Genomic DNA, 12,324 nt, shown 5'->3' on the forward strand with positions numbered 1-12,324 from the left:
CCTCCGCTTATTGCGCAGCCTTACTCTTGGCTATATTTTGCTGATGTTCCTTATACGTTTTGGCAAACAAATGCCCGGACGAACCGTCTTTTTTGGTTACATAAAACAGATATTCTGAAGCTTCTGGTTGAAGCGCCGCCTGAATGGACGGGAGACTTGGACTTGCGATGGGCCCCGGAGGTAGCCCTTTGTTCAGATACATATTGTAGGGACTCTCTACCTTTAGGTCCTTGAAGAGCAATCTAGCCTTTGGCTTGTCCAACAAATACTGCACTGTAGCGTCAATCTCCAGCTTCATGTCCTGATGAATCCGATTATAGATCACACCCGCGACTAGAGGACGTTCCGCATCGACGACAACTTCTCTCTCCACTAGCGAAGCGATGGTCAGCAATTCATGCAATGACAACTTCTTCTCTTGCAGCTCAGTCTCCAGATCCGGAATTGAATTTACTTTGGTCTGGAACTCCTCCAGCATGCGCTGCATAACATCATGGGTAGAGCTGTCCTTTTTGAGTTCATAGGTTTCTGGGAACAGATACCCTTCGAGCACATAACGCAGCTCTTCATCTACTGGAATATCTTTAATAATATCTACATCAAAAGCAGATGGGTCATTGGCAAGCTTGATAAATTCATCGCGATCCACAATGCCTTCTTCCGATAATTTATCTGCCATTTGCAGCACAGTATACCCTTCCGGAATCGTAAACTTCACCATTTCCTCAGGTACAACTTCACCACTATTCAGCTTGTTCACGATCTCCTCATATGACACACCTGGATTCATCGAATAGGTGCCTGCCATAAAATTCGACCCTTGCTTCTTCCATTTCAAATATCCTTTAAAAGCTAGACCACTTCGAATAAGACCTTCTTGCTGTAGTTGTTCTGCAATTTTTGATGTTCCAGTTCCACTTTTGATCTCAAAAACGATCGGCTCTGTTGAAGCTTCGAGTGGACGCATCAAGTTCCAGGCATAAGCACCAGCTCCACCAGCAGCTATAACAATGACAAGCAGAAGAATCATCCAGACTTTCCCTTTCAAAAAAGAAACAACTCCTTTACACAACCAAAAAGAGCGGACTTCTCCGCCCTTCCGGTTTCTTCAATTTGAAGCTGATTAATCCTCATCAATGGGAAGTGTACATTCATCGTATAATTCCGAGATGTTCTCCCATTCTTCATCATCGTCAATCGTTACTAACTCCGGCATGATCTGGTCTTCACTACCTGGCAATACTCTCAGAAGTTCAACTTCGTCATAAGGACGCAATGAGCTTCGAAGTACGGCGTATTGCTGACCATGCACTTCGAATTCAGCCAGCAAGTCGTAGGGATGTGATTTCCCGTTCTCTTCCTCGAGCTCAACGTGAGCACCAAAAGCCAAACGCAGTGAATCTGTCCATTTTAGGTCTTTGCGGCTGTATTCAGTCATTTAGTTCGCTTCCTCTTCATCTTCAGCTAGAAATGTATTAAACGTCTCCTCAACGATATCCCATTCGGCATCATCTTGGATGACGAAAAGTTTAATGTCGTCGCCCTCTTCTTCGTAACGGAATGCATATACATCCGTCTCTCCATCCTCGGGCTCAACCGGAGCAACCATCATGTACTTGGCCTCCGAACCATCTACTTCAAACTTCATGATGACTTCGAATTCTTCTTCATTGCCCTCGTCATCCGCGATGTAAATAATCTCCGATTCTTCTTCCATACCCAGTTGATCTTCAGCCATTGTTGATCCCCCTCACCTTTTACTGTTGGCATCTAAATAGTTTTGCAAAATCAAGCTTGCGGCCATTTTGTCCACAACCTGCTTGCGTTTTTTCCGACTGACATCCGCTTCAATCAGCGTTCTTTCCGCTGCCATGGTTGTCAGCCGTTCATCCCAAAGGTGAACAGGTAAATTCAGTTCGCCCCGTAGGCGTTCGGCAAAATCGATACAGATTTCACCACGCGGCCCTACGGTGCCGTTCATGTTTTTGGGGAGCCCTACAACGATCTCGCTAACCTCGTGCTCGCGCACAAGCTCGGCAATTCGACCGAACTCACCTTCATCCCGGCGGCGTTCAAGCACTTCCAATCCCTGGGCAGTCCAACCGAAGGCGTCACTGACAGCAACTCCGATTCTTCGGTCCCCATAATCCAAACCTAATATTTTCATCATGCTCTCCCATCCTCAAGCCTGCTTAGGAGGATGAATCATCCTCTCTCTCAAGCTTCAGGCTGACTACTGTCGGTTCATTTCCCGCTGCCCTGCATGGGTTGCATCACAGCGGAAGCGGTGTACATTACCGGTGATTGGCCAGATAAGAACGTACAAGCTCTTCAATGAGCTCATCGCGCTCCTTTTTCCGAACCAGGCTGCGTGCATTGTTGTGACGAGGGATGTATGCGGGGTCGCCAGAGATCAGATACCCGACAATCTGGTTGATAGGATTATACTCCTTATCGACCAGTGCATCATATACCGTGAGAAGAATCTCTTGGGAAGATGCCTCCTGCTCGTCAGCTTTCACATTAAATTTAACCGTCTTATCCATGGAGTCCATTGATGACACCTCGCTCCTGCATGAACATGGGGACCATGTCCTGCCGAATTGATTTCTGCTTATATAATAACATATTCTGACTGTCACGAGTAAACAAAGGAGAAGCGAATTGTGTTTTTTGCTTGACTGTTACTTTTTACAGCAATTTGTTTCTGTTCATTCGTAACTGAAAACAGTAATTTATATTCGCTTCATCCTCTGTAGATGTTCAATTCCATTGATTTCGTTAGAATTAAACAACGTGCTCACTTACAAGTGATACAGCCACTTTCAGTGCTTCATCCAGCTTGGATGCGTCCTTACCTCCAGCTTGTGCCATATCAGGGCGTCCACCACCTCCGCCGCCGCACACAGCTGCAACTTCTTTGACAATCTTGCCCGCATGAAGACCTTGCTTCACTTGCTCTGCAGGTACAGCGACAACAAAGTTCACTTTACCATCTGCAGGAGCACCCAGAACGAGGACTGCATTAGGCAGTTTCGCCTTCAGTTCATCCGCTACAGTTCGCAGTGCATCCATGTTCGGAGCATCCACACGAGCCGCTAGCACCTGTGTGTTACCAGCTTGTACGACTTGGTCGGTCAGTTGACCTGCTTCCATAGCACTGAGTTTGCTTTGCAGGGATTCTGCTTCTCTCGCTGCTTCTTTCAATTGTTGATTCAAGCCTTCGATCCGTTTAGGCACATCAGCAACATTCGCTTTGAGCAAGGTAGCCGATTGTTTCAACAGTTCTAATTGACTCTCAACATAGAGATATGCACCACGACCCGTAACAGCTTCAATACGGCGCACACCGGAACCAATTCCGCTTTCGCTTACTAGTTTGAAAATTCCAATCTCCGATGTATTATTTACGTGGCAACCGCCGCAAAGTTCCAAACTGTAGTCTCCTACTTGAACTACGCGCACGATATCCCCGTATTTTTCACCAAATAGCGCCATTGCGCCCATTTCCTTGGCCTCATCGATCGCCTTCAATTCAATATTCACGTTCAAGCGATTCCAGATCTGTTCGTTAACCTGACGCTCGATCTCCGTCAATTCTTCCGGTGTGATGCTGCCGAAGTGTGAGAAGTCGAAACGCAGACGTTGTGGTTCAACCAGTGATCCTGCTTGATTAACGTGAGTTCCTAGTACATCCTTGAGCGCTTTGTGCAACAGGTGGGTTGCGGTATGGTTTTTGATAATATCCCCACGTTTGGACGCATCCACCTCTGCTTTAATGACATCCCCTACACGCAGCTCACCAGCTTCTACCACAACCAAATGCACATGTTGTCCCATTGGAGCTTTGAACAAGCCTTGAACTTTAGCAGTCATGTTAGCTCCGCGCAATAAACCTTGGTCACTGACTTGTCCGCCACTTTCCGCATAGAACGGTGTTTGGTCAAGGATGACTTGGCAAGACTGCCCTTCACCGACAGCATCCACAAGCGCTTCGTCAGCAACAATAGCTACCACTTTCGCTTCCTTCAACAGGTCAGTATAACCAACAAACTCGCTTTTAACCTCTAGATCAGCAAGAGGGCCACCTTGAGCCTTCATACTTTCGTTCTCTTGACGACCTGCACGTCCAAGATCACGTTGTCTCTGCATCGATACATCGAATCCTTCACGGTCTACCGTGAGGCCATTCTCAGCTGCATAGTCTTCTGTGAGGTCAAACGGGAATCCATATGTGTCATACAATTTGAAAGCTTCTGGGCCACTTATCACTGTGCGTCCTTCCGCTTTAGCTGCTGCACTAATATCAGCCAGAATCGCCAATCCATCGCTAAGTGTTTCGTGGAAACGCTCTTCTTCCGTTTTGATGACTTTAGCAATGAACTCTTGCTTCTCCACCACTTCTGGATAGTACACGCCCATAACCTCACCGACAGTTGTTGTCAGTTCATACAGGAACGGACGGTCTAGTCCAAGCACTTTACCGTAACGCACTGCACGGCGGAGCAAACGACGGATAACGTATCCACGGCCATCATTACCTGGCAAAATGCCATCACCTACAGCGAAAGAAACCGTACGGATGTGATCCGCAATCACTTTTAGCGCAACGTCAATTTCCACGCTATCATTATATTTAACACCAGCAAGTGCCGCTGTTCTTTGAATCATCGGTTGGAACAGGTCTGTATCGAAGTTGGAATCCACATTTTGAAGAATGGAAGCAAACCGCTCCAGCCCTGCGCCTGTATCAATATTTTTGTTCGGAAGCGGAGTATAGCTGCCATCTTTATTATGATTGAATTGGGAGAATACCAAGTTCCATACTTCAAGGTAACGCTCGTTTTCCCCACCTGGATACATCTCTGGATCACTCATGTCGTTGCCATAAGCTTCACCGCGGTCATAGAAAATTTCCGTACATGGTCCACAAGGGCCTTCACCGATGTCCCAGAAGTTCTCGTCCAGCTTAATAATCCGTTCTGCCGGTAGACCAATCTTTTCGTTCCACAGCTTGAACGCTTCTTCGTCTTCTGGATATACCGTTACGGACAGGCGCTCTGGGTCGAAACCAATCCACTCTTTGCTTGTCAGGAACTCCCATGCCCATTCGATGGTCTCTTCCTTGAAGTAATCACCAATGGAAAAGTTACCTAACATTTCGAAAAATGTATGGTGACGGCGCGTTTTGCCGACATTCTCGATATCATTCGTACGAATACATTTTTGCGAGTTCGCAAGACGCGGATTCTCTGGCTTCTCACGACCGTCAAAATATGGTTTGAGTGGCGCCATACCTGCATTAATCCACAACAAAGATGGATCATTGTGAGGTACAAGAGATGCACTTGGTTCAATTTTATGACCTTTACTTGCAAAAAACTCTAACCATTTAGACCGGATTTCACTAGCTTTCATGTTGGTCTTCCTCCAATTTAATTATAATGTCCGGTGCTGTAACTCCCCGGTTTGTTAATCATGATAATGCGATAAAAACAACACAAAAAACGCCCCTGATTATATCAGGGACGATGTTATCGCGGTACCACCCTGGTTATTGCCATTTATCCAGGATAAATAGACAATCGCCTCGTTGATGCGAATAACGGTCGCTTCCGGCAGGGTTGTCCTGCACTCCGAAATTAGCTTTCTGCCGCTTCAACTTCCTAGACTCTTCCAGCCATCAGGCAGATTCAACTCTGCTCCGAAGGAGTCTATTCTCTGAGAAAGGAACCCCGGCATACTTGATTTCATCATCGATTTCATAGTCTAAACATACACCCTCATTATATCGATATGCCTATCAGGTGTCAACGCACGTCACTTCCGCTTCCAGACTGGCTCTATTCAATCCTCCGCTTAATGTAATATGCGAAGAAATGCTGCATAATCACTTTCAAGACGGCAAAGACAGGTACAGCGAGAATAAGTCCAACAATGCCGGCCAGCTCTCCCCCAACGAGAAGGGCAAAGATAATCGACAGCGGATGCAGGTGCAATGTTCGCCCGACCACCTGTGGTGAGATGACGTTACTTTCTAATACCTGACATAACGTATTAACGATGACCACGAACAGCACCATTTTGAGAGATACGGTGGACGCCATTACGACTGCAGGTGCTGCCCCCAGAAACGGCCCCAGATAAGGAACGATATTAAACACCGCAACAATGCTTGCCAGTAATAAGGCATACGGCATATCGACAATCACGTAACCGATGTAGGCAAAGATCCCCACGATTACACACACAATAAATTGCCCACGAATGTAATTGCCCAGTGCAGCATCAATCTCTTTCATAACTGAAACAATGGCCTTGCGACGTGAGCGGGGTAAGTAGGCAACAACCGTACGCTCAAATACTTCAAAGTCCTTAAGCATATAGAAAATAAGAAAAGGCACGATGAATACGTTGAACAATACGTTAATTGTTGCTCCGATATTATCCATCAGCACCGTAATTCCTTGGGTCAGCCGATCCTCCATCTGAAAAAACCAGCTATTCATGCCTGTGCGCACGCTTGGCGGCATTAACTTGTTATCCATGCTATTCATCAAACTTTGGGCTCGCATCGAAAGCTCTGGCATATGTTCATTCAACTCTTCCAGTTGTTCAATCAATACAGGAATCACATTCATTAAGATCACGCCGATACAGGTCAGGAAAAAAGCATAAATCAGCAGGACTGCAATTGTCCTCGGCACTTTACGTCCGCCTAGCATACTTACAATTGGATTCAGAACATAAGATATGATGAGGGCAACGATGAATGGTGCCAGAACTGTTTTCAGAAATCCATATATATGAAGCAGCAATGGCCTTAACAACCAGATAAAATATAAAATAATCAAGCCCAGCAGCAGCCAGATGGCGTAACGGAACAGCTTGTGTTTGGTTAATTGCTCCACTTGTATCTCTCCCTTTTGGACTGGCTCTGAAAGTCAGTATATGTAGGAAAGAGAATATTTATTATTAGGACATGTCTCAAAACTCGCTAAAGCGCATCTTTTACCGCCTTTTTGCCCCCGCTGCATACTTCGGATTTTTCACACACGTACTAGAGGTTGTTCAAAAAAGCCCGAAACCGCATTTATTGAACATGCACTATATCTAAACGCAAAAACGCCCCCTTCTCATTGAGAAGGAGACGCATGTTGTAATCCGGTCGAGCATATATTATGGCATACTCTATGAATTACTATGTAACCACACATCTATATGCCCTGTCCCGCATATTGCAACAGCATTTAACGACATAAACTGTCATCAAACCGCATATAGAGGAAGTTCATTGACTTTAAGAAGATGCGTGCAGGTGAGGGAAGTCTTGTGGTAACTCTTCCCCGAAGAACAAGTCATCGAGTGAGCTAAGTGTGCCGTCTTCTTCTACCTGATACACAGACATCTTCTCTCCGTTCACCGTTAATTCGATAAAGCATCCCCAGCAATAAAACTGGTGGGAACCAATTTTCCCGATATCTTTGGAACTACAGTTTGGACATTTCATATTCATTCACCTATCCATTAACAGAATGAATGGCATTTTCCAAGCGCTGCTCACTCAGTGGAGGTACCATAACGGCATTTTCCCCGATAGACATATCGCTTGTACATGGCAGCCATTTACGGCCCTCAATCAGATCGGACACGAACCCGTCCGTAATTTCAATCCCTATTATTGTATTTCCCAACTCTTGGTCAAAATAAACATCAGAGATTCGTCCTAATAACAAACCCTCTTCAGTAAGTACATTTCTCTCCTTCAATTTAGACTGACCGAGAAGGTACGTATGTTTTATGTCGTCGGCTCCCGTCTTGCGGACAGCCTGTTGATTACGGATCATGACGGCATCTTCGCCGTAGGCAACGATATCTTGCCACTGCACGATTTTGACATGACTGGTAAACAGGCCTTTGTTCTCAAGTTCAATGCCTTCAATTTTCCAATCGTCACTCACAATGAAATCCTGGATTTTGCCGACCTGTTTGCCATCCTCAACATCAAAAACAGCTAGACCGATCATTTCCTGAAGCTTCATCGTAGGGTCCCCCTCATCTTCTTATCATTAAATAGGCGCGGTGCTATCATTGTTAGGTATGCCCAAAGCTTATGAATGGCAATCAGATACCAACATGCAAACCGCTCTATCCAACCGATGAAATGGAACTTCTTCCCTCCTTATGTCCCATGTGTAAAGATCCCCTTAGGGTCTATTACGCAGTCGCCCAAGAATGGTTCCAATTTTTTCGGCGGTTATCCTGATTTCTTCCGTAGTATTACCCAATCCCCAGCTAAAACGAATCGCTGAATGCAAAAATGCTTCTGGAAGCTTCATCGCTTTGAGCACATGGGACAATTCAAGAGAACCTGATGTACATGCCGAGCCGCTGGCAACAGCAATCCCCTCCATATCGAGGTTCATTAACATCGTTTCCGTTGACACTTCAGGGAAGCTAATATTTATAATGTTGGGAAGCGTGAATTCGGGATGGCCGTTCACATGAAAATGCTCTGCGCCCACGTTCTCCTCCAATTGTTGAAGCAACAATGCTCTAAGCTGCAGATCATGCTCGTAACGCATTTGTTGTTCTGCCGAAACAAGTCGTAATGCTTCAGCGAATCCGGCAATGCCCGCCATGTTCTCTGTTCCTGCACGTCTCTGCCGCTCCTGCAACCCTCCGTGTGCTCTTGCTTCCAGTACAACGCCACGCCGCACATAGAGTGCACCGACACCTTGCGGCCCATTGATTTTGTGAGCAGAGAAACTAATCAAATCCACGGGCAAGTCATGACAGGAAATTTGTTGTGTACCCAATGCTTGAACCGCATCGGTATGGAACCAGATATTATGCTGTCTTGCAAGCTCACCAATCTCACGTATAGGCTGAATTGTACCCACTTCATTGTTGGCAAACATAATCGTAATCAGAATCGTGTCTGGGCGAATGGCATCACGTAACTCATCCACGTTAATTCTTCCGTGTTGATCAACAGGCAGATAAGTTACTTCGTACCCTTGACGCTCCAATTCTTGACATGTATGCAATACGGCATGATGTTCAATCTCCGTTGTAATGACATGACGTCCACGATCTTTTCTTGCTGACACCGCACCAAAAATAGCTAGATTATCACTTTCCGTTCCACCCCCAGTGAATACTAGCTCGTCCGGCAAACAGTCCAAAGCCTTGGCTACAGCATCTCTTGAGCCGCTGACAACGCGTTTGGCATCTCGTCCAAATGCATGAATACTAGACGCATTCCCATATTGCTCTGTCATAACTTTCATCATCGCTTCTGCGACTTGTGGATGCATTGGTGTGGATGCAGCGTGATCCAGGTAGATTCTTTGCATTTCACTTCACTCCGTTATCGTTAAAGTACGAATTCGCAATTAAATTTACATGTACAACTATGTTTAAAAGCTCGTTGCATGGCTAAAGCCCCCATAATGGGGGCTTTATATGTGTGATCTCTGATGCTCGTCATCTTATTTAGATATGGAACATTTCATTAAATGTAGAACATATAGCTGTCTTTTTTCTCCTGATCCTCGAACGTAATAAGATCCTTCAATGTCGTGGAATCCAGCACCTCTGCAATGCTATCACGAATACGCAGCCATAGATCCCGTTTAGCTGGGTCATCTTCTTCAGTGAAGTCCACCGGAGAGATCGGCCCTTCCAGTACGCGAATCACGTCACCTGCGGTTACTGTCGCAGGATCGCCTGCGAGAATGTAGCCACCGTATGCACCGCGAATACTTTTAACAAGTCCTGCATTACGCAGCGGAGCGATCAGTTGCTCCAGATAATGCTCGGAAAGCTGGTTGCGCTCGGCAATGCTTTTAAGTGATGTAGGGCCTTCGCCTGTTCTTGCAGCCAGCTCCATCATGATTGTGAGACCGTAGCGGCCTTTTGTTGATATCTTCAAAGGAGTCACCTCTTTCAATTTTCGAAAAAACGCACGATAAATCTGAACTTACCCTATGTGATTCATGACCGTCTTTCCCTTATGGTGTGGTTAAGAATGGGAAAATACAGGTCTTATACTTCTAATCCTACGTATTCCGATCATAACCCTCAGCTAATGTTAACATATCTGTCTGCGTTATGGAAAACAAAGATTGACGATTTTCAAAAAATGTACGCCTACAGTGGACACTATCCAAAATTGGCCGGGTGTATCGTAACTTAGACCAGGTTATGCTAAAATGGATAAACGAAACACATTTATATATAGAAGTGGTGATAACGATGTCCAAAACAATTGAAAATACACGGGTCGTCGTTGGCATGTCCGGAGGTGTCGATTCTTCCGTAACTGCGCTCTTATTGAAAGAGCAAGGATACGATGTCATCGGCATTTTCATGAAAAACTGGGATGACACAGACGAGTTCGGCCACTGTACCGCTGAAGAAGATTCAGAGGATGTGCGCCGGGTTTGTGAACAGATCGGCATTCCATACTACACTGTCAACTTCGAGAAAGAATACTTTGATAAAGTATTTTCCTATTTCCTTGATGAATATAAGTCAGGTCGCACGCCAAATCCTGATGTCATGTGTAATCGTGAGATCAAGTTCGGCGAATTCCTGAACAAAGCGCTTGATCTGGGTGCAGATTATGTAGCAACAGGTCACTACGCCCGCCTTGTTGAAGAGGATGGTCAATTCAAACTGCTGCGTGGTGTAGACAATAACAAGGATCAGACCTATTTCCTTAACGCTCTCAATCAGAACCAGCTATCCAAAGCAATGTTCCCGATCGGTCATCTTCCTAAACCGGAAGTACGCAAAATTGCTGAAGCAGCCGGTCTGTACACTGCGAAGAAAAAAGATAGTACAGGTGTCTGCTTTATTGGCGAGCGCAACTTCAAAGAGTTCCTGAGTAACTACCTACCTGCCAAAGGTGGAGATATGGTCGATATCGTTACTGGTGAAGTCAAAGGTCGTCATGATGGCCTAATGTACTACACACTTGGACAGCGCCAAGGTCTCGGTATTGGTGGGTCTGGTAATGGTGAGCCTTGGTTTGTTGCTGATAAGGATCTAGAGCGTAATCAATTGCTCGTTGTACAGGGCGATGCCCATGCAAGCTTGTACTCAACAGGGCTCACAGCAACTGGTGTAAACTGGATTGCCGGCGCCGAGAAGGTGCCTAACGTTCCATTCCGCTGTACCGCAAAATTCCGTTATCGCCAGCCAGATCAAGGCGTAACGCTGACATGGCAAGCAGACGGTAGTGTCGATGTACAATTCGACCAACAGCAAAAAGCCATTACGCCAGGACAAGCTGTCGTTTTCTACGACGGAGAAGTATGCCTGGGCGGTGGAACCATTGATCAAGTGCAAAAGGTACCTGTACCCGCAATGCAATAACAAACACTCTTTATGATGTAGTGTAGGGCTGTTTGCACAGTCCTTCCATTATCATGAAGAAAGCCTTGTATCTCGATAAGAAAAGCCACCTTTCATGTATACCATGAGAGATGGCTTTTTTCCTGCTTTTTATTGCAAAAAAAATAAATTTTTCTATCTTGGCAACTCACCTGATTTCCTCGTTCGTCACACGATCCAGGTTCCTACATAAGCAGCAGCAACACCTAGCACGACCGAACTAACGACGTACACCGCAGCTCTCGCATAACGCGCTTGATTCAACAAGCCCAGTGTTTCATACCCGAAGGTGGAGAAGGTGGTATATGCTCCGCAAAAACCTGTACCCCCTACCACCCATAACCAATCAGGTATGATAGCCGACTGGTGGCAGCCATATAGTAAACCCAGCAATAGAGAACCACTAATATTAATTATCCAGGTTCCCCACGGAAACCCCGTACCGATGGATCCCGAGATCCATTTTCCCAGGCTATAACGAAGCAATGCACCCACCATACCTGCACACCCAATCCACAGGATCATGAAGCACCTCCTGCCGATGATTGGCCGAGCATACGATGTCCAATCTTGATGCCAAGTCCACAGAGAAGTAGGCCCGTAACCAAACTGACGAACAGGTATATCAGAGCTCTTTCCCATAATCCTCCGTCGAACAATCGTACGATATCTAGACTAAACGTAGAGAATGTAGTGAATGCCCCCGTAAAACCAGTGCCGATCGCTAGGCGGAGTTGAGGTGTTATTTTACCCGGAATAGCAATGGTGAAGAACCACCCAAGGAACAAGCTTCCAAGCGCATTAATCAACAGTACCGCCCAAGGAAAACCTTCGTTCGCTGCAGGCATCCAGACCTGTACTCCATACCGGGTAAGTGTTCCTACCAATCCACCACACGCCACATATATGAATTCTTTCATG

14 protein-coding genes are annotated in these 12,324 nt (G+C 45.9%); 1 reads left to right on the plus strand and 13 read right to left on the minus strand.

Annotated features, from left to right (window positions below):
• Nucleotides 1–7: 7 nt before the first annotated feature.
• From mltG to cymR, 11 genes are all read right to left on the minus strand, one after another.
• Nucleotides 8–1,030, minus strand: coding sequence for an endolytic transglycosylase MltG (gene mltG / locus V6W81_RS22450; RefSeq protein ID WP_338544047.1), 1,023 nt, complete (start codon nucleotides 1,028–1,030; stop codon nucleotides 8–10).
• A gap of 93 nt (nucleotides 1,031–1,123) precedes the next feature.
• Entirely contained in the window at nucleotides 1,124–1,438 is a 315-nt protein-coding gene (locus tag V6W81_RS22455; protein WP_128103253.1) for a DUF1292 domain-containing protein, read from the minus strand.
• Nucleotides 1,439–1,738 carry a DUF1292 domain-containing protein gene (locus V6W81_RS22460; protein WP_024633075.1) on the minus strand — a complete coding sequence of 100 codons (300 nt, stop codon included), beginning with the start codon at nucleotides 1,736–1,738 and terminating at the stop codon, nucleotides 1,439–1,441. It abuts the gene before it with no gap.
• Between the two features lie 12 nt (nucleotides 1,739–1,750).
• Nucleotides 1,751–2,167 (minus strand): Holliday junction resolvase RuvX, encoded by a 417-nt coding sequence (gene ruvX / locus V6W81_RS22465; RefSeq protein WP_186380887.1) that lies wholly within the window; start codon nucleotides 2,165–2,167, stop codon nucleotides 1,751–1,753.
• 127 nt (nucleotides 2,168–2,294) lie between these two features.
• Nucleotides 2,295–2,555 carry an IreB family regulatory phosphoprotein gene (locus tag V6W81_RS22470; RefSeq protein WP_056701269.1) on the minus strand — a complete coding sequence of 87 codons (261 nt, stop codon included), beginning with the start codon at nucleotides 2,553–2,555 and terminating at the stop codon, nucleotides 2,295–2,297.
• 232 nt (nucleotides 2,556–2,787) lie between these two features.
• A complete protein-coding gene (gene alaS / locus V6W81_RS22475; protein ID WP_310138818.1) occupies nucleotides 2,788–5,418 on the minus strand; it encodes an alanine--tRNA ligase in 2,631 nt (876 codons plus the stop codon).
• Nucleotides 5,419–5,843: 425 nt separating this feature from the next.
• The gene (locus V6W81_RS22480; protein ID WP_128103256.1) at nucleotides 5,844–6,911 is read right to left on the minus strand and encodes an AI-2E family transporter; all 1,068 of its coding nucleotides are present in this window, start codon (nucleotides 6,909–6,911) and stop codon (nucleotides 5,844–5,846) included.
• A 389-nt stretch (nucleotides 6,912–7,300) separates the two neighbouring features.
• Entirely contained in the window at nucleotides 7,301–7,510 is a 210-nt protein-coding gene (locus V6W81_RS22485) for a hypothetical protein (protein ID WP_024633070.1), read from the minus strand.
• 10 nt (nucleotides 7,511–7,520) lie between these two features.
• Nucleotides 7,521–8,042 carry a PRC-barrel domain-containing protein gene (locus V6W81_RS22490; protein ID WP_056701263.1) on the minus strand — a complete coding sequence of 174 codons (522 nt, stop codon included), beginning with the start codon at nucleotides 8,040–8,042 and terminating at the stop codon, nucleotides 7,521–7,523.
• A 165-nt stretch (nucleotides 8,043–8,207) separates the two neighbouring features.
• On the minus strand, nucleotides 8,208–9,359 hold the full coding sequence (locus V6W81_RS22495; RefSeq protein ID WP_338540450.1) for a cysteine desulfurase family protein: 1,152 nt from the start codon (nucleotides 9,357–9,359) through the stop codon (nucleotides 8,208–8,210).
• A 158-nt stretch (nucleotides 9,360–9,517) separates the two neighbouring features.
• Nucleotides 9,518–9,937: a cysteine metabolism transcriptional regulator CymR gene (cymR, locus tag V6W81_RS22500; RefSeq protein ID WP_056701259.1), complete on the minus strand. Its 420-nt coding sequence runs from the start codon at nucleotides 9,935–9,937 to the stop codon at nucleotides 9,518–9,520.
• A gap of 323 nt (nucleotides 9,938–10,260) precedes the next feature.
• Here cymR and mnmA point away from each other — a divergent pair, with 323 nt between their 5' ends.
• Nucleotides 10,261–11,385: a tRNA 2-thiouridine(34) synthase MnmA gene (gene mnmA, locus V6W81_RS22505; RefSeq protein ID WP_056701257.1), complete on the plus strand. Its 1,125-nt coding sequence runs from the start codon at nucleotides 10,261–10,263 to the stop codon at nucleotides 11,383–11,385.
• 186 nt (nucleotides 11,386–11,571) lie between these two features.
• Here the strand turns inward: mnmA and crcB (V6W81_RS22510) are convergent, their stop codons facing one another.
• Together crcB (V6W81_RS22510) and crcB (V6W81_RS22515) are read right to left on the minus strand one after the other, a co-directional pair.
• A complete protein-coding gene (crcB, locus tag V6W81_RS22510; RefSeq protein ID WP_338540451.1) occupies nucleotides 11,572–11,928 on the minus strand; it encodes a fluoride efflux transporter CrcB in 357 nt (118 codons plus the stop codon).
• Nucleotides 11,925–12,323: a fluoride efflux transporter CrcB gene (crcB, locus tag V6W81_RS22515; RefSeq protein WP_338540452.1), complete on the minus strand. Its 399-nt coding sequence runs from the start codon at nucleotides 12,321–12,323 to the stop codon at nucleotides 11,925–11,927. The genes crcB (V6W81_RS22510) and crcB (V6W81_RS22515) overlap by 4 nt, the downstream gene beginning before the upstream one ends.
• Nucleotide 12,324: the final 1 nt, after the last annotated feature.

The sequence above is a fragment of the Paenibacillus tundrae genome, assembly GCF_036884255.1.
GTDB lineage: Bacteria > Bacillota > Bacilli > Paenibacillales > Paenibacillaceae > Paenibacillus.